Here is a 17,646-nt window from a genome sequence, read left to right on the forward strand (position 1 = left end):
GCTCCATTTCGATTGAAGATGTCAGTGCGTCGCGACAATGTCGGGCAGAGCGCGGTCGAGGTCAACGCACCCCTGCGCATAGGCCCTTGCCCGTCGGGCCGCTTCAAGTGATGTTTGTCGTCACCAACCGAGGGGGTCCAAATTGAACATTCTGGTGCTGGGTGCGGCTGCGGGCGGCGGGTTTCCGCAATGGAACTGCAACTGCGACAACTGCCGGGCCTTCTGGCAGGGCGACGCGAACCTGAAGGCGCAGACCCAGTCGTCGATCGCGGTATCGGCAGACGGCTACCGTTATGTGCTGTTCAACGCGTCACCCGACCTGCGACAGCAGATCGAACGCAACCCGGCGCTGCATCCGAAGACGGGGCTGCGCGACAGTCCGATCCGGGCGGCGGTGCTCACCAACGGCGATGTCGATCACATCGCGGGCTTGCTGAACCTGCGCGAGAGCCAGCCGTTCGGACTCTACGCGACCAGCCGCATTCACGACGTGCTGGCGGCCAACACGGTCTTCAACGTGCTCAATCCCGATTTCGTCGAACGGCGGACCTTCAGGCTCGACGAAGCGGTTGAACTGAAGGAGAAGGACGGCACGCCGCTGGGTCTGACGCTCACGGTCTTTCCCGTCCCGGGCAAGGTGGCGCTCTGGCTGGAAGACAAGGACGCAGAAGGCGGCAACTTCGGCACGGTGGACGAGGACACGGTCGGTCTGGAGATCTCCGACGGCTCCGGCCAGCGGGTCTATTACATCCCCGGCTGCGCCCGCATGACCGGTGAACTCGCCCGGCGCCTCGACGGCGCGGCCCTCGTCTTCTTCGACGGCACGCTCTGGACCGATGACGAGATGATCCGCCAGAAGGTCGGCATCAAGACCGGCCAGCGGATGGGCCACATGTCCATGTCGGGTGACGATGGTTCGATGGCCGCATTCGCCGGTCTGGACATCGGCCAGCGCATCTACATCCACATCAACAACACGAACCCGGTCCTGCGCAGCGACGCCCCCGAAAGGGCCGAAGTCGAGGCCGCCGGCTGGAAGATCGCCCACGACGGGATGGTGGTCTCCACATGAGCGAACATCTGCCCCGGGAACATCTGTCCGAAGACGGCCCGATCCACAGCTACCGCAACCTGATCCAGGCGGGCGAGATCAGACATGATCAGGCGCAGGAAGTGGCGGTCGAGAAGCTGCAGGGGCTGCATCACCGGCTGAAGAGCTACAATCCCGCCGATGAACGGGGTTTCATGCGGATCTTCCAGTTCGGCGCGCGCAAGAAGACGCAGGAAGTCCCGTCGGGCCTGTACATGTACGGCGGTGTCGGACGCGGCAAGTCGATGCTGATGGACCTGTTCTTCGACACCGCGCCGATGGAAAGGAAACGGCGGATTCACTTCCATCAGTTCATGCTGGAGGTGCATGCCGACGCCCACGCCTTCCGCAAGGCCAGGCCCGGCGAACGCGACGGCGACGATCCCATTCCGCCCATCGCCGACCGGATCGCCGGACAGGCCACCCTGCTCTGCTTCGACGAGTTTCAGGTCACCGACATCGCCGACGCCATGATCCTCGGGCGGCTGTTCACCGCCCTGTTCGAGCGCGGGATCGTCATGGTATCGACCTCCAACCGCCCGCCCGATGACCTGTACAAGGACGGGCTCAACCGGCAGCTTTTCCTGCCCTTCATCGACCTGCTGAAACAGAAGCTGGATCTGCTGCATCTGGACAGCGAGACCGACTATCGCATGGACCGCCTCAACCAGATGCCGGTCTATGTGACCCCGCTCGGCCCGGAAGCCGACGCGGCGCTGGAGAAGGATTTCGCCGCGCTGACGGACGGCGAAGAGGCGGCACCAGCGACAGTCGAGGCGCAGGGCCGCACGACGACCGTCCCGCGCGCGGCCAAGGGGGTCGCCTTCATCGATTTCCCGGCATTGTGCGGCAAACCGCTCGGATCGGCCGACTATCTGGCGCTGGCATCGCAGTTCCATACGGTCGTGCTGGCGAACGTTCCGAAGATGACGAAGGACAAGCGCAACGAGGCCAAGCGTTTCGTGACGTTGATCGACGCGCTCTATGAAAACCGGACCAAGCTGATCTGTTCGGCCGATGCCGCGCCCGAGGACCTCTATCCGTCCGGCGACGGTGCATTCGAATTCCACCGGACAGCCAGCCGCCTGATGGAAATGCAGTCGCAGGAGTATCTCAACCAGCCCCACGCGCTGCGAGGCACCTGAAGCCTTTGATCAGCCCGTCTTGATGTATTCCTGCATCGCCTGGGTTTCATGCTCCAGTTCGTCGACGCGATATTTCACGACGTCGCCAATGGAAACCAGGCCGATCATGCGACCCCCGTGGGTCACCGGCAGATGGCGGACGCGATTCTCGGTCATCATCCGCATCAGATCGCCGATATTGTCGGTCGGACTGCAGGTGAAGACATCCCCGGTCATGATCTCGGTGACGCCGCGGTCCAGCGCATCGGCACCGTCCGCACCAATCGCCCGCACGACATCCCTTTCCGAAACGATCCCCAGAATGCGCTCCCCGTCCTCGCTGACGACCAAAGCCCCCACTCGCATGGCGCGCAGCTTGTCGCAAAGATGACGGACATCGGTATCGGGACGGATCGTGACGACCGATCCTCCCTTGGCATGCAGCATGGCGGAAACGAGCATGACGGACCTCCTTGAATGTGCGGGGTCCGGCGAATGCCGTTCTGTCGGCCTGTGCGTCAGGCCCCGGATTGCTCACGAAATCGAGAGAAGTATGACACTCGAAAGTGGCGATGGCGACTCAAAAAGAAGCGGAATTCCTTTCCGACGCTGCGTCAATTGCTGACGCAGCGGTTCACAGATCAGAGGCCTGTGCCCGATTCGAACGTGGTCGGTTTGCCGTCATCGTCGATCGCCACGAACACGAAGTCGCCTTCGGTGACACGTTTCGTCTCCATGCCGAACTTGCGCTGCACGATGGTTTCGATGTGCACCGTCACCGATGTCTTGCCGACCCGGATCACCCGCGTGTAGAGGGAAACCAGGTCGCCGATGCGGATCGGTGCCTCGAACGTCATGGCCTCGATGGCGCGGGTGACGCAGCGGCTCTTCATGTAGCGCGACGCCGCAACGCCGCCCGCGATATCCATCTGCGCCAGAACCCAGCCGCCGAAGATGTCGCCATTGGCGTTGCAGTCCGACGGCATCGGCGCTGCCCGCAGTGTCGGTTCGCGTGTATCTGTCATGGCTGCCCCCAGTCCGTTGCCCCTCGCCCGGCGGAGACTATCCGCATAAGGTGCCCCGCGTCATCTGCCACCAGCTTCCGGGACTGTCATGCCAGAAACCATTCACGTCTTCACCAAGTTCAACGACCGCGTGGTCGAACCGTTGCAAAATGTCTTTCCCGAAGCACGCATCATCACGCTGGATGATGCGGCCAGCTTTGAAGCGGGGCTGCCGGACGCCGAGTACCTGCTGGCCATGAAACCGCCGCGCGGACACTGGGCCAAGGCCACCCGCATGAAGCTGTTGCAGAGCTTCGGCGCCGGTATCGACCACCTGATGCCACTGGATGACCTGCCCGCCAGCGTGAAGGTCTGCAATGCTGCGGGCCTCGCGGCGGAGCCGATGAGCGAGTACGCGCTGACGCTGATCCTGATGTGCATCAAGCGGACGAACTGGGCGATCACCGGCCATCGTGGCGGATACTGGCGGCAGTACATGCCGGGCGCGGCGAAGGGATCAACCGTCTGTATCCTGGGCCTCGGACGCATCGGCGAGGCGACGGCCGAACGCTGTGCGGCCATGGGCATGCGGGTCACAGGAACCCGCCGCACGCCCCGCGAAACGCCACATGTCGAGAAGGTCTACGGCATGGACCAGACAGCGGAGGCCATCGCGGATGCGGATGTCGTCGTTTCGATCCTGCCGCTGACCGATGACACGCACGGTCTGCTGGACGAGGAAATGATGCGCCGCATGAAGCCCGGCTCCTACGTGGTCAACCTGGGCCGTGGCGGGCAGGTCGACGAGACCGCACTGATCAAGCTGCTGGAGGAAGGGCATCTGGCCGGTGCCGCGCTGGACGTGGCCGAGCAGGAGCCGCTGCCCGAGGGCCATCCGCTCTGGACCGCGCCGAATCTGATCATCACGCCGCACGTCGCAGGCGGCTTCCCCGATTACATGGGCGGCATCAGCCGGCTGTTCGGCGAGAATGTCCGGGCGATGGAAGCGGGCCAGCCCCTCAAGACCGAAGTCGACCTCGAAAAAGGCTACTGACCCGGATCCGAAGGGATTGATCGCTTCCGGGGCAGTCACACGACACGGGTCACCCCCGTCTTGCGCAGGGGTCCGGTCAGTGCGCAATCACAGCACTCAGCTATCTGAAATCGCTTCCCAGCCGGATCCCCGCGCAAGGAGGGGATGACGAAACGCGGTGAAGCGAGGCTGACCAGATGGCCTGCGGGATCAGATCGCGAAACCGCCCATCTTGGTTTCCAGATACTCGCCAAGGCCCTCGCGCGCGCCTTCGCGACCGAGCCCGGAATTCTTCCAGCCGCCGAAGGGGGCCGCAGCCGAGGTCGGGTTGATGTCATTGATCCCGATGATGCCGAATTCCAGTCCCTCGAACATGCGCATCGCCCGGGCGATGTCACGCGTATAGACATAGGCGGCCAGTCCGTATTCGGTGTCGTTGGCCAGCGCCAGCGCCTCCTCCTCGTCATCGAAGGCGATGACCGGCGCGACCGGGCCGAAGGTTTCCTCGCGGTAGATGTCCATCGACGGATCGACCCCGTTCAGCACGGTGGGCGCGTAGAAATGACCGCTGCCCAGGTCCCCGTCCGTGAGGCGCATGCCGCCTGTCAGCACCTCCGCGCCTTTCCCTTTCGCATCGTCGACCTGCCGGGCGACCTTGGCGACCGCCGCCTCGTTCACCAGCGGCCCGATGGCGACGCCCTGGGTGAACCCGGACCCGGCCTTCAGCTTCTTCACCCGTTCGGTCAACGTCGTCAGGAAGGCGTCTTCGGCAGACCGGTGCACATACATGCGGTTGGGACTGATACAGGCCTGCCCGGTGTTCAGGAACTTGACCGCCTGGGCGCCCTTGGCCGCATGCACGGGGTCAGCGTCCTTGAACACCATGAACGGCGCGTGACCGCCCAGTTCGCAGGACACGCGCTTCATGTGCGCGGCCGCCTTGCCCGCCAGCATCCTGCCGACCGCGGTCGAGCCGGTGAACGTCAGCTTGCGCACCCTGGGGTTGGTGCAGAACTCGTCACCGATCGGTTTCGGGTCCAGCGCGGTGACCAGATTGATCACACCGTCCGGCACGCCCGCCTCGACCAGCACCTTGAATACCTCGATGGCACACAGCGGCGTCGCTTCGGCGGGTTTCAGCACCACTGTGCATCCGGCGGCCAGCGCCGGGCCGACCTTGCGCGTGATCATGGAGACCGGATAGTTCCACGGTGTGATCGCGGCAACGACACCGACGGGCTGCTGCAGCACGATGAAGCGCTGATCCGCCCGGGCCGAGGGGATGGTCTCGCCGTAGTTCCGCTTGGCCTCCTCCGAGAACCAGAGCAGATAGTCCGCGCCGTACTGAACCTCGGTCATGGCCGCCTTCAGCGGCTTGCCCTGCTCTTCGGTCATGGTGCGAGCCAGGTGTTCCTGGCGTTCCATCATCAGGTCATAGGCCTTGCGCAGGATCGCCGAGCGCTCGTAGGCCGTCGTGTGCTTCCAGGACTGGAAGGCATCGTGTGCGGCGTCGATCGCGCGGCGCGCGGCCTCGGCATCGCCATCGGCGACCTGCTCGATCTCCTCGCCAGTCGCGGGGTTCGTCACCGCAAATGTCCTGCCTGATTTCGCTTCGCTCCAAGCACCCGAAATGAACATGGCTCTCCCCTCAGCTTCCGTGATCTGCTCAACTGCGAAGGCACGCTAGCGGAACCGGCTGGCCTGCGAAACCCGGATCGCGGCGAGAGGAGGCCTGACATGCACGCAAGGGACTGGGCGCAGGAGATGGCGCGCTACAACCGCTGGCAGAACGAGAAGCTGTACGGGATCACGGACGGTCTCACCGACGCCGAACGCGAGGGAGATCGGGGCCTGTTCTTTGGCAGCATCCGGCACACGCTGGACCACATGCTGATGCTGGAGACACGGTTCATGGAACTGTCGGAAAACGGGGTTGCCACCACACCGTTCCTGTTGAAGAAGACACTGTTTGAAACCTACGGGACGCTTTCTTCCGCGCGCCGGGCTTTCGATCAGCGGCTTGAGGAAACGTTCGAAGGTGCGGACGGCGACTGGTTCGAAGCCACGATCCGCTTCGGCGAACCCGCCCTGAACGGCCGCACAAGCGTCGCGCGCCACTTCCTGTTCATGCAGATGTTCAACCACGCGACCCATCACCGTTCGCAGGTCACCTCGGAACTGCATCGCATGGGCATCGACTATGGCAGCACCGACCTGCCGTTCAATCCGGACACCGCCTACTGATCCAGAGCGTCGGCCGCCCAGGTCACGTCCGAGGCTTCCGCGAAGCGACGGACGCGGTCCAGTTCCGCGGCAAGGCGCTGTATTCGGCCCTTCGAGTAACGCACGCCTGGCTCCCACCAGACCTTCCTGACATGAAGCGGACCGCCGGGGCTGGTGCGCTTCATGTCGATGCGTCCGACAAACCGGTCCCCTTCCAGCAGCGGGAAGACGTAGTAGCCGTACTTCCGCTTCGCCGCCGGCACGAAGATCTCGATCCGGTAGTCGAATCCGAACAGCCGCATGGCCCGCTTTCGATCCCGGATAACCGGGTCGAAGGGGCTGAGAACCCGCAGACGGGCAGGTACGTCGATGGCGGCGCCGTCCATCTCCAGGACCGCCGGATCGGCCAAGGCCGTCCGCGGGCGCGACCCGTCCACCGCGCTCACCTCGACCGTCGGAAAGGCTTTCGCCGCCGGGCTGTCCGCCCACGTCTTCGCCTCGTCAGGGCGGATCAGGCCCCAGAAGGCTGCGATCTCGCCTGTCGTCGCCACGCCCAGCCGTTCAATGGCTGCACGGCAGCACCAGTCGACAAACGCCTGATGATCGACATCGCCGTCATGATGCTCGGCCGGGATCACCCTGTGTGACAGATCGTAGACCTTCTCGAATCCTTCCCGGTGGCTGATCGCCAGATGCCCGGTACGCCAGAGATATTCCAGCGCGGTCTTCTCGGGATGCCAGTTCCACCAACCCCCGCTCTGGTTGTTCTCCGGCGTCAGGTCGCGCGAACGGGTCGGGCCGTTACGTTCCACATGCGTCAGCATGACGTCGAACAGTTCCTCGAATCCTTCGCGGCGCCATTGCTTCCAGCGTTCCCGCAGCCGCGCCTCATCCCGGCGGAACTTCTGCCGCCAGTAGGGATAGAACGCCGTCGGGATGACCGCTGCATCGTGCGTCCAGTTCTCGAACAGGGAACGCTCCTTCTCAAGCAACCGGTGCAGCATCTTCGGTCGATAGGTCTGGTTCCGCGCGAAGAGGATCATGTGGTGCGCGCGCTCGACCGTGTTGACGCTGTCGACCTGCACGAACCCCAGCTTGTCGATCATCGCCTGCAGTTCGCCTGCGGCCAGCCGCCGTCCCGGAGGGCCCGCAAGCTGTTGCCGTTCCAGCAGGATACGACGGACCGTCGGCGCATCCAGTACCGCTTCCGGCTTGTTTCGAGCGATCGCGTTCATGGGGTTCCAGTGTGTTCGAAGTGTCTCAGGCCGCGAGAATCAGCATAGACGTTCTGTGCGTGTTCTCACACTGCGAATGATCGTGATTTGCCAATCTGTCCCGTTGCGCCATCATTTGTGACGACCCCGCACGCATGAGTTTGGAGATGTTCCGATGTTGAGATCACTCATCCTGTCCTCGGCCGCTGCGCTTGTCCTGGCGACCACACCCGCCGCCAGCCAGTTCCGGGAAGGCGACCCTGTCGACCTGGAAGAAGTCCTCGAAGAAATGCTGCGCGCGCCCTATTACGGCACAACATCGAACGGCTTCGGTCGCGCACAGCGTCCGGTCGTCGATCAGGTCCCCCAGAAGATCCTGAGCGGTACGGGTTATTACTACACCGACGCCAGCTATTTCCGGGGGATCGGCAAGGTCCTGACGGATACCAACGATATCACGCTGTATGCGACCAGCCTGGATCGCGACCACGAAGTGTCGTCCGTTTCGGGGGAAGCGCTGAACAAGTGGCGTCCGCTGGTCATTCCGGAGCGGACGCGGTTTTCGGGTCTCTGGGGACGCGCATGGAATGCCGAACTTGAAGCGTGGGTTCTGACCCTAGCGGGCAAACCGCTCTACCGCTTCATCGGCGACGAGGAACCCGGCGAGGCGAATGGCGTCGGCGGGGCCTGGTACATTCTGGAGGTCATCGGCTGACGAGACTGGGGCCTCGGTCAATCCTCCCGGAAACGGCCATAGGCCTGCTCGGTCGCGATGATGACATGGCTTTCGCACCCGTTCACGCGGTGGTGGTTCTCGGCCTCATATTCCGGTGAGGTGATGAACTTCCGGAAGGCCGCTTTCGACGGGTAGCGCACCAGCGCCACAAAATCCCAGTCGCCATATTCGGCGGGTCCGAACGACGCGCCCTTGGCATCGCCCGTCCAGACGATGCCGCCGCCGACATCGCGGATCAGATGGTTCACGCCCCTGGAATAGCGGACATAGGCGTCCCATCCGGAGCCGTCGCCGTCGGCAGACTTCTCCCGGAACTTCATCAGGTTGACCATGACCACGGGCACATCGTCCGCGATCCTGTCCAGTGTCCCGTCATGCAGTTCGTCGATTGCTGCCATTGTGGGCCTCCCCTTCGTTTGACCAACAGAAAGCCCGGCCGCCAGCAAAGGCGACCGGGCTTCTGATCGTAGGTGTCAACTTCTGAAAACGATCAGTAGCCGATGTTCTCGCCGATGCGGACCCAGCGGCCGTTCTGCACCTGGGAGAGGAACGATTCATCGGAACCCTGACGCTTGTCGGGTCCGAAGCTGGCGACCGGACCGCCGAAGATATCGCGATATTCCTTGATCGCCTCCAGCCCGTTGATCAGGCCCTCGGTCGTCAGATCGGAGCCAGCGTTCTCCAGCGCGATCACCGTCATGTCGGCGATGATGTAACCCAGTTGCGCGGGAAAGTCGGGGTTTTTGCCGAATGCTTCCGAATAGGCATTGTACCAGTTGCGGACTTCCTCGCTGGGATCGTCGCCATAGGCCATCTGGAAGCCGGTCATGGCCATGAAGCCCTCGGTCACGCCGCCCTTGGCACCGGCGGTGAAGCCATTGTAGGTCGCGATCGAACCGACGAAGTCCACATCCCAGCCCATCTTGCGGGCGGTCACGTAGGGAATGATCGTGTCGGACACGATGGTACCCATGTAGACGACGTCGCAGCCTGCCTCACGCAGCTTGGTGATCGACGCGGTGAAGTCCTTGTCGGTCGGCTTATGTGCGGTTTCCCCGGCCACCGTGTGACCCATTTCCTTGGCCTGATCAATCACGCCGAATTCGATTTCACGGCCGAAATCGGTGTCCTGGTACATGGTGCAGGGCTTGGTCTTGCCACGGGTCTCCGCGAACAGCTTGTAGGCCGCGCGAATCTGATCGTAATAGGTCGATCCGGCAACGAACTTCAGCTTGTGGAACGGCTGATACATCTGCCGTGCCGACGAGAACGGGAACAGGTTCGGTACGCCCGCCGCGAGCTGACGCGGCAGCACGGCATTGTTCATCGGCGTTCCCAGACCGCCGATCATCGCGAAGATCTTGTCGCGGTTGATCAGCTTGTTGGCAGCCTGCACCGATTTCGGCACCTGATATTCATTGTCTTCAACCACCAGGCGGATCTTGCGGCCATGGACACCGCCCTTCGCGTTGGCTTCGTCGAAGCGCATGCGCAGGCCTTCAGCCTCGGGCACGCCCCAGACGGCGACCGGCCCGGACAGGGCCGTGTGAACACCGAGGATGATCTCGTCATCCGTCACGCCGCGCTGGGCGGCGTTCGCCCCCGTCACGGCCAGCACGGCGGCGGCTGCCGCTGCACCGATCATCTTCATTGTTGACTTCATCGCTTCCTCCCGGATTTGTCCGCCGGATTGACCCGGCAGTACTTTTCACCCTCAAGTCTATCAGATCGCGTCCGGCTGCAAAGCCATACCCGAAACGTCACGCGGCTTCGGCGTACATGCCGTCGATCAGTTCCTGATATTTCTTCTCCACGAAGCTGCGTTTCAGCTTCATCGTCGGGGTCACCTCTTCATCTTCCGGATCGAGCTGCTTGTCGATCAGACGGAACTTCTTGATGGTCTCCACGCGCGCGAATTTCGTGTTCACCTGCTCGACGGTCTCTCCGATCAGTTCGATCACCTGCGGCGCGCGCGCCAGCGAGGCGAAGCTGGTGAAGGGAATGTCACTGTCCTGCGCAAACTTCTCGACGTTCTCCTGATCCAGCATGATCAGCGCGGTCAGGAACTTCCGGCGATCCCCGATCACGACGGCGTCCGCGACGTAGGGCGAGAACTTGAGTTCATTCTCGATCTCCGAGGGCGTGATGTTCTTGCCGCCGGCCGTGATGATGATGTCCTTCATCCGGTCGGTGATCTTCACATAGCCCTGATTGTCCATCTGGCCGACATCGCCGGTATGCAGCCAGCCGTCGACGATCGTCTCCGCCGTCTTCTCGGGCTGCCCCCGATAGCCCATGAAGATGTGCTGGCCCTTCAGCAGGATTTCACCCTCAGGGGATATCTTGGTCTCGCCGTAGGGAATGGACTTGCCGACATAGCCGAGCTTGATATCGCCCGGAACATTGGTGGTCGCCAGACCTGAATTCTCCGTCTGGCCGTACAGTTCCAGCATCTCGATACCCAGCGCCATGTACCAGCGAATCAGTTCCGGCGAGATGGGCGCGGCGCCCGTCCCCACCCAGTCCACGCGCGACAGGCCCATCAGCGTGCGGATGTTGCGGAGCACCAGAAAGCTGCCGATCCGGAACCGCAGATTCTCCCAGGCCGACGGCTCCTCGCCCGCCAGTTTCTTGTCGGCGATCGCATATCCCCAGCCCAGCGCCGTCTTGTAGGCCAGCTTCTGGAAACCGGTCGCATCCTTCACCGCGATGTTGATGGTCGAGAACAGCTTCTCCCAGATGCGCGGCACCGCAAAGAACGTCGTCGGCTGGATCTCCTGGATGTTCTCGAAGACGGTTTCAGGACTTTCAACGAAATTCGCGACGTTGCCCGTGTAGAGCGAGAAATAGGTCAGCGTGCGCTCGGCGATGTGACAGAGCGGCAGAAACGCCATACGCTCGCCGCCGGTCTCCTGCGGCAGGATCTGCGTGCCGTTGACCACCTGGAACACCAGGTTGTTGTGACTGATCATGGCCCCCTTGGGCGGCCCGGTTGTCCCGGACGTGTAGACCAGAATCGCCAGATCGTCCGGTTGTGCGACCTCCATGAGCGATTGCCAGCGGGCGTCATCCACGCCCGAACCGGAGAGTCCCGAGGCGACGAAATCCTCGTAGCTGACCGCCATCGGATCGTTGAAGAATTCAAGGCCTTCCGTATCAAAGATGATGATCTTTTCCAGACTGGGGCAGGACTCCCGGATCGACAGCACCTTGTCCAGTTGCTCGGCGTCTTCAACAAAGATCACGCGGCACGATGAATCGTTGACCAGATATTCGACCTGCGCCGCCGCATCCGTCGGATAGATGCCGGCACAGACCGCGCCGACACACTGGATACCCATGTCCGCGTACATCCATTCGGGCAGGGTGTTGGACAGCACGCAGACCACGTCGCCCTTGCCGACCCCCATGGCCACCAGGCCGGATCCGACACCCCGGGCCTGGCGTCCGAATTCGGCCCATGTGATCTTCTGCCAGATACCGAACTGCTTCTTGCGCATGGCGGTCTGGTCCGACCATTTCTGCACGCGCGTCCAGAACATCTGCGGGATTGTCCGCGCTTCCGGATCCTCGTGCCAGATGACCGTATCGCCGTTCTCGCCCTGATACGAATGTTCGATCAAAGATGCGGTTACCATGCCGGCGTACCTCCCGATGCGCGACTAGCTCTCATCGCCACAGCTTCTTCTTTTTCCAGCGCCGCTCGCCGCGTGCGCCCTCATCCTTCACGCCCAGATAGAATTCCTGAATGTCTTCCTTCTGCAGAAGCTTCTCACAGGTATCTTCCAGGACGATGCGTCCGACCTCCAGAACATAGCCGAAATGCGCGGTCTTCAGCGCCATGTTGGCGTTCTGCTCGACCAGCAGCATGGTCATGTTCTGCTCCGTGTTCAGCCGCACGATGATCTCGAAGATCTCCTTCACCAGACGCGGCGACAGGCCCAGCGAAGGTTCATCCAGCAGCATCACCCTGGGCCGCGACATCAGCGCCCGGCTGATGGCCAGCATCTGCTGTTCGCCGCCGGAAAGCTGTCCCGCAGGCTGGTCGCGGCGTTCCTTCAGGACCGGGAAATAGCCGAACACCATTTCCATGTCCTGCGCGACGCCCTTCGGATCCTTGCGGGTGAACGCGCCCATCTTCAGGTTGTCCTGCACGGACAGGAACGGGAACACCTCGCGCCCCTCGGGCACATGGCTGATCCCGCGCCGCATCACCCAGTCGGGTTCCTTTGACGTGATGTCCTCGCCCTCGAACGTGACGGTTCCCTTGCGCGGATCCATGACGCCGGAGATGGTTTTCAGGATGGTGGTCTTGCCCGCCCCGTTGGACCCCAGCACGGTGACGATGTCGCCCTGGTTGACCTGCAGGCTGACGCCGCGGATCGCCGTGATCGGACCGTAGGAGGTCTCGACGTTCGCGATGCTCAGGATTGGCTCACTCATTGATCAGCCCCCCAGATAGGCGCGGATGACTTCGTCATTCGACTGCACCTCCGATGGCGTGCCCAGCGCGATCACCCGGCCGTAGTTCATCGCCAGCACCCGGTCCGACACCCGGTTCACCAGGCTCATGTCGTGCTCGACCATCAGCACCGTGATACCCAGCAGATCGCGGATATCCTTGATCCAGAAGGCCATATCCCCGGTTTCCTCGACGTTGAGGCCCGACGACGGCTCGTCCAGCAGCAGCAGTTTCGGCTCAGTACACAGCGCGCGGCCCAGTTCGACGACCTTGCGCACGCCATAGGGCAGATTGGCGATCCGCTGGTCGCGATAGCGCGCCAGATCCAGGAACTCGATGATCTGCTCGGTCTTCTCCCGGTGCTCCAGCTCGTGTCGCCGGACCGACGGCAGGAACAGCAGGTCCGTCAGGAAGTTCCCGCTGCGGTGTGCGTGCCGCCCGATCAGAAGGTTCTGCAGCACGGTCGCCTGCTCGAACAGTTCGATGTTCTGGAAGGTCCGCGCGATGCCGAGACCCGCGATGTGATTGGGCGGCGTCTCGGTGATGTCCTGATTGTCGAAGGTCAGCGTGCCTTCGGTCGGATCGTAGATGCGGCTGATCAGATTGAAGATCGTCGTCTTGCCCGCACCGTTTGGCCCGATGATGGTAAAGACCTCGCCCTTGGCGATATCGAAATTGACCCCGTCGACCGCCTTCACGCCGCCGAAGTGGATCGCCAGATTGTCTGCCTTGAAGAAACTCACCGCAGCCGCTCCGTCTTAACGTAGGATTTCTGCCGCGCGAAGGTCGCCTTCTTGTAGAGCGGGAAGAGATCGAAGTAGGTCTTGATCTTCAGCCAGCGGCCATACAGCCCGAACGGCTCGAAGATGATGAAGATGACCAGCAACAGGCCGAACAGGCCGGCTTCCAGCCCCGGCGCATTGACGAACCGCACCAGCCCCGACAGCCAGTCTGCCTCCGCCGCGCCGGCGGTCACCGCGTCGCGGGCGATCGGGATCAGCGACCGCAGGGCAACCAGGAACATGGCCCCCAGCAATGCGCCCTGGATGGTGCCGATACCGCCGACCACGCAGATCAGCAGCAGTTCGATCGAGATGAAGATGTTGAAGGCATCCGGCGCCAGGTGGGTGATCTGATGCGCGAACAGGCCGCCGGCCAGGCCGGTCACGAAGGCCGATATGCCGAAGGCCGTGGTCTTGTACTGCGCCAGATGGATGCCCATCGACTGTGCCGATACTTCCGAATCGCGGATCGCGACGAAGGCGCGGCCCGTCGGACTGCGCAGCAGGTTCTTGGCCAGCAGCGCCGCGAAGGCCAGCACGACCAGGCAGATGTAGTAGAGCGACGCCGGACTCCAGAGTTCGGTCCAGCCGACATGCAGGCCGCCCACCGAGAACAGACCGCCCTGATAGATTTCCTCGGTCTGGATCGACAGGAAGTCCGGTGCCGCCACCGGCAGCCCGTCGAAACCGCCGGTCACCGACGACCATTTCGACATGACTTCCTGTGTGATCAGCGCAAAGGCCAGCGTGGCGATGGCGAGATAGAGCCCGTGCATGCGCAGGGTCGGACGCCCGACGCAGACGCCCATCACCCCCGACAGCATGGCAGCCAGCGGCAGCGAAAAGACGAAGGGAATCCCGAGTTGCAGGAAATAGGCGTGTGCATAGGCCCCGATGCCGAGGAAGGCCGAATGGCCAAGGCTCACCATGCCGGTGAACCCGATGGCGATCATCAGCCCCAGCGCGGCGATCGAATAGATCAGCCACATGTTGGCCTCGCCGACATAATACAGGTCGGCGTACATCGGGAAGGTCACGAGGAAAATCGCCAGCAGGCCGTAGGCGATCAGGTCGCCCTTGTGCCGCCAGAGGCGCAGATCCTGTTCGTAGCGTGTCTTGAATACAAATCTCATCGCCTTACACCTTCTTCCGGCCCATCTGGGAGAAGATGCCCTCGGGGCGGAAAACCATCACCGCCAACAGCACCGAATAAACCGCAATATCCTTGTAACCGGCGGGCAGCAGATAGTCCGAGAACTGCTCCACCATGCCGATGATGATCCCGCCGACCAGCGCGCCCGGGATCGATCCGAAGCCGCCGACGACCGCGCCTGCGAAGGCCTTGATCGCGATGAAGCCGATGGACGGATCCATCACGTTCGCGATCGGCATCAGCATGATGCCCGTGACGCCCGCGACACCTGCCGAGATGCCCCAGATCAGCGAGAAGATCAGCGCGACGGGGATGCCCATGTAATAGGAGGCGAGCTGGTTCTGCGAAGACGCCTGCATCGCGACACCGATCCGCGTGCGCTGGAAGAAGAAATACAGCACGAGGCACAAGACCAGCGTACCGCCCATGGCCGCCAGCTTGCCGGAATCGAGCGTGATGTCGCCCATCTGGACGGCGGCCCCGGTGAACGGCGTCAGGAACGCGATCTGCTCGACATTGTAGGCATAGGGCATGACGAACCGCAGCACGTAGCCGATGCCGATGGTCGCCATGACGATGGAAAACTGCGGCTGTCCGATCAGCCGTCTGATCACGACCACATCCAGCAGGAAGCCAAAGATGAACATGATCACGATGGTCAGCAGGAACCCGACCCAGAAATTCAGCGCCAGCCCGCCGATCAGGCCGAACGCGACGAAGGCACCGACCATCATCACGTCGCCCTGGGCGAAGTTGACCATCTCGGTCGCCTTGTAGATCAGCACGAAACCCAGCGCGATCAGGCCGTAGATACAGCCCAGCGACAGGCCGTTGATCAACAGCGATACATATATCTGGAAACTATCCAACGGTCTGGCCCCTCCCCTGCCGCGAAACTCCCCTTTCGCAGCCACCGCATTTTTTGCCGTCATCTCCCGAACGTCGCGGACTCGTTGACCGGTCGCGTTCGCTCGGACGTTGACAGGGTGTCGCAGCATAGGCGAACAATCAACCCTGTAAATCAGCTAACTCCGGGGGATGCCTGATGGCCTATGCAATACCGTTCGTGCGGGAGCTCGAATTCGAATACGGGGCTGTGGACCGGCTGTCGCCGCTGATCCGGCGGGTGATCTGCCGCAATCCGGGCGCGTTCACCTTCATGGGCACGGGCACCTACATCATCGGCAATGGCAAGGTCGCGGTTGTCGATGCCGGACCGCCCTATCAGGAACATGTCGACGCGATCCTGAAGGCGACCGAGGGCGAGACCATCACGCATCAGTTGATCACCCACACTCACATGGACCATTCGCCCGCCGCGCGGCTGCTGAAGGAAGCGACCGGCGCAGAAACCTGGGGTTATGGCCCGCCCGACGGCGGACCTGAGGGCGAGAAGGTCGAGGAAGGCCATGATTTCGATTTCGTCCCCGACCATGCGATCCGCGACGGCGATGTGATCGAGGGCGACGGCTGGACCATGGAGTGCGTCCACACGCCGGGACACACGTCGAACCACATCTGCTTCGGCCTGCGCGAGGAAAAGGCGCTCTTCACCGGTGATCACATCATGGGCTGGTCCACCACCATCGTCTCCCCGCCCGACGGCAACATGGCCGCCTATTTCAACTCGCTGGAAAAGCTGCTGAGGCGTGAGGATGACGAGATCTACTACCCGACGCACGGCGCGCCGATCAAGGACGTGCACGATTACGTTCGCGCCTACCGCGCACACCGTCAATTGCGCGAGACGCAGATCGTCGATGTGCTGAAAGACGGCCCGAAGACGATCCCCGAAATGGTCGCCATCATGTATGCCGACGTGGACAAGAAACTGCACCGCCCCGCAGGCCGCTCCGTGCTCGCCCATTTGGTCCACATGACCGGCGACGGCCGCGTGAAAGCCGAAGGCGGCACGGCGACGTCGGATGCGGTGTATTCTGTCTGAGCCATGAACTGACATGGCCCCCAGCGCAGCATGGACGGACGAAGAAAACGATCTGATCGTCGCGGATTATTTCGACATGCTGTCTCAGGAATTGTCAGGACAGAGTTTCAACAAGACAGATCATCGACGGAAACTGTGTCAGCGTATTGAACGATCCGAAGGTTCGGTCGAATACAAGCATCAGAACATCAGCGCGGTGCTGCAATGTCTCGGCGAAACATGGATCGAAGGTTACAAGCCGGCTTTCAATTTCCAAATGCCGCTGGTTGAGGCAGTGGATCGCTGGTTGTCAGGGGGCACCGCCCTGCCCGAGCAGCTGGCGCGCTTCAGTGGAACAGGCGCCGGACTTTCCGATCCGGCAGCATTGTTTGTAGGAACAGCTCCGACCCTGCGCAACGAGCCACCGCCTGAAGCTTCGGAAAAAATGCTGAGCGTCGCCCGGAAGTTCGATGCGGCGGAACGCGACGAATGCAACCGAGCGCTCGGTCGTGCGGGCGAAGAACTGGTACTGGCTCGGGAGAAAGCCGTACTCAGTGCGCAAGGCCGATCGGACCTGTCCCGAAAGATCAGATGGGTATCGGACGAGGACGGCGACGGCGCGGGCTATGACATTGCCAGCTTCTACCCGGACGGATGCGACCGACTGATCGAAGTCAAGACGACCAACGGCTGGGAACGCACACCGTTTCATATTTCGCGTAACGAACTCAGGGTCGCAGATGACTGTTGCGAAAGCTGGTGTCTTTTTCGCCTTTATGATTTTCGACGTGAGCCGAAAGCATTTGAACTGTTTCCGCCGTTGCAACGGCATGTCGAACTGACGGCGACCAGCTTTCAGGCGAGCTTCTGCTGAGGTTACAATATGTCTGACATATTGCGA

The 17,646-nt window shown here is 62.2% G+C and carries 18 protein-coding genes; 7 read left to right on the plus strand and 11 right to left on the minus strand.

Annotation, left to right across the window (positions count from 1 at the left end):
• Positions 1-142: 142 nt before the first annotated feature.
• Positions 143-1,072: a pyrroloquinoline quinone biosynthesis protein PqqB gene (pqqB, locus tag ACN0X7_RS08815; protein ID WP_417516249.1), complete on the plus strand. Its 930-nt coding sequence runs from the start codon at positions 143-145 to the stop codon at positions 1,070-1,072.
• On the plus strand, positions 1,069-2,235 hold the full coding sequence (gene zapE / locus ACN0X7_RS08820) for a cell division protein ZapE (RefSeq protein ID WP_417516251.1): 1,167 nt from the start codon (positions 1,069-1,071) through the stop codon (positions 2,233-2,235). Before pqqB ends, zapE begins: the two co-directional genes overlap by 4 nt.
• A gap of 9 nt (positions 2,236-2,244) precedes the next feature.
• Here zapE and ACN0X7_RS08825 read toward each other — a convergent pair whose 3' ends face one another.
• Both ACN0X7_RS08825 and ACN0X7_RS08830 read right to left on the minus strand, forming a co-directional pair.
• Positions 2,245-2,676 (minus strand): CBS domain-containing protein, encoded by a 432-nt coding sequence (locus ACN0X7_RS08825; protein ID WP_417516253.1) that lies wholly within the window; start codon positions 2,674-2,676, stop codon positions 2,245-2,247.
• 179 nt (positions 2,677-2,855) lie between these two features.
• A complete protein-coding gene (locus tag ACN0X7_RS08830) occupies positions 2,856-3,239 on the minus strand; it encodes an acyl-CoA thioesterase (RefSeq protein WP_417516255.1) in 384 nt (127 codons plus the stop codon).
• 88 nt (positions 3,240-3,327) lie between these two features.
• Between ACN0X7_RS08830 and ACN0X7_RS08835 the strand changes: the two genes are divergently transcribed.
• Positions 3,328-4,272 (plus strand): D-2-hydroxyacid dehydrogenase, encoded by a 945-nt coding sequence (locus ACN0X7_RS08835; protein ID WP_417516257.1) that lies wholly within the window; start codon positions 3,328-3,330, stop codon positions 4,270-4,272.
• Positions 4,273-4,461: 189 nt separating this feature from the next.
• Here the strand turns inward: ACN0X7_RS08835 and ACN0X7_RS08840 are convergent, their stop codons facing one another.
• Positions 4,462-5,889 carry an NAD-dependent succinate-semialdehyde dehydrogenase gene (locus tag ACN0X7_RS08840; protein WP_417516259.1) on the minus strand — a complete coding sequence of 476 codons (1,428 nt, stop codon included), beginning with the start codon at positions 5,887-5,889 and terminating at the stop codon, positions 4,462-4,464.
• Positions 5,890-5,988: 99 nt separating this feature from the next.
• Between ACN0X7_RS08840 and ACN0X7_RS08845 the strand changes: the two genes are divergently transcribed.
• On the plus strand, positions 5,989-6,495 hold the full coding sequence (locus ACN0X7_RS08845) for a DinB family protein (RefSeq protein ID WP_417516261.1): 507 nt from the start codon (positions 5,989-5,991) through the stop codon (positions 6,493-6,495).
• Here the strand turns inward: ACN0X7_RS08845 and ACN0X7_RS08850 are convergent.
• Entirely contained in the window at positions 6,489-7,709 is a 1,221-nt protein-coding gene (locus ACN0X7_RS08850; protein ID WP_417516263.1) for a winged helix-turn-helix domain-containing protein, read from the minus strand. The two genes, ACN0X7_RS08845 and ACN0X7_RS08850, sit on opposite strands and share 7 nt — an antisense overlap.
• Before the next feature lie 154 nt (positions 7,710-7,863).
• Between ACN0X7_RS08850 and ACN0X7_RS08855 the strand changes: the two genes are divergently transcribed.
• On the plus strand, positions 7,864-8,403 hold the full coding sequence (locus tag ACN0X7_RS08855) for a hypothetical protein (RefSeq protein WP_417516265.1): 540 nt from the start codon (positions 7,864-7,866) through the stop codon (positions 8,401-8,403).
• A gap of 17 nt (positions 8,404-8,420) precedes the next feature.
• Here the strand turns inward: ACN0X7_RS08855 and ACN0X7_RS08860 are convergent, their stop codons facing one another.
• The 7 genes from ACN0X7_RS08860 to ACN0X7_RS08890 form a co-directional block, all read right to left on the minus strand.
• The gene (locus ACN0X7_RS08860) at positions 8,421-8,822 is read right to left on the minus strand and encodes a DUF1330 domain-containing protein (protein ID WP_417516267.1); all 402 of its coding nucleotides are present in this window, start codon (positions 8,820-8,822) and stop codon (positions 8,421-8,423) included.
• 92 nt (positions 8,823-8,914) lie between these two features.
• Entirely contained in the window at positions 8,915-10,087 is a 1,173-nt protein-coding gene (locus ACN0X7_RS08865; protein WP_417516269.1) for an ABC transporter substrate-binding protein, read from the minus strand.
• 97 nt (positions 10,088-10,184) lie between these two features.
• Entirely contained in the window at positions 10,185-11,966 is a 1,782-nt protein-coding gene (locus ACN0X7_RS08870; protein ID WP_417516701.1) for an AMP-dependent synthetase/ligase, read from the minus strand.
• A gap of 127 nt (positions 11,967-12,093) precedes the next feature.
• Positions 12,094-12,867 carry an ABC transporter ATP-binding protein gene (locus ACN0X7_RS08875; RefSeq protein ID WP_417516271.1) on the minus strand — a complete coding sequence of 258 codons (774 nt, stop codon included), beginning with the start codon at positions 12,865-12,867 and terminating at the stop codon, positions 12,094-12,096.
• A gap of 3 nt (positions 12,868-12,870) precedes the next feature.
• Positions 12,871-13,629 (minus strand): ABC transporter ATP-binding protein, encoded by a 759-nt coding sequence (locus ACN0X7_RS08880; RefSeq protein ID WP_417516273.1) that lies wholly within the window; start codon positions 13,627-13,629, stop codon positions 12,871-12,873.
• On the minus strand, positions 13,626-14,801 hold the full coding sequence (locus tag ACN0X7_RS08885) for a branched-chain amino acid ABC transporter permease (RefSeq protein ID WP_417516275.1): 1,176 nt from the start codon (positions 14,799-14,801) through the stop codon (positions 13,626-13,628). Before ACN0X7_RS08885 ends, ACN0X7_RS08880 begins: the two co-directional genes overlap by 4 nt.
• Before the next feature lie 4 nt (positions 14,802-14,805).
• Entirely contained in the window at positions 14,806-15,690 is an 885-nt protein-coding gene (locus tag ACN0X7_RS08890) for a branched-chain amino acid ABC transporter permease (RefSeq protein ID WP_417516277.1), read from the minus strand.
• Between the two features lie 176 nt (positions 15,691-15,866).
• Between ACN0X7_RS08890 and ACN0X7_RS08895 the strand changes: the two genes are divergently transcribed.
• On the plus strand, positions 15,867-16,766 hold the full coding sequence (locus ACN0X7_RS08895) for an MBL fold metallo-hydrolase (protein WP_417516279.1): 900 nt from the start codon (positions 15,867-15,869) through the stop codon (positions 16,764-16,766).
• Between the two features lie 13 nt (positions 16,767-16,779).
• Entirely contained in the window at positions 16,780-17,619 is an 840-nt protein-coding gene (locus tag ACN0X7_RS08900) for a DUF3883 domain-containing protein (RefSeq protein WP_417516281.1), read from the plus strand.
• The last annotated feature ends 27 nt before the right edge of the window (positions 17,620-17,646 follow it).

The sequence above is a fragment of the Minwuia sp. genome, assembly GCF_048263705.1.
In the GTDB taxonomy this organism is placed as follows: Bacteria; Pseudomonadota; Alphaproteobacteria; order Minwuiales; family Minwuiaceae; genus Minwuia.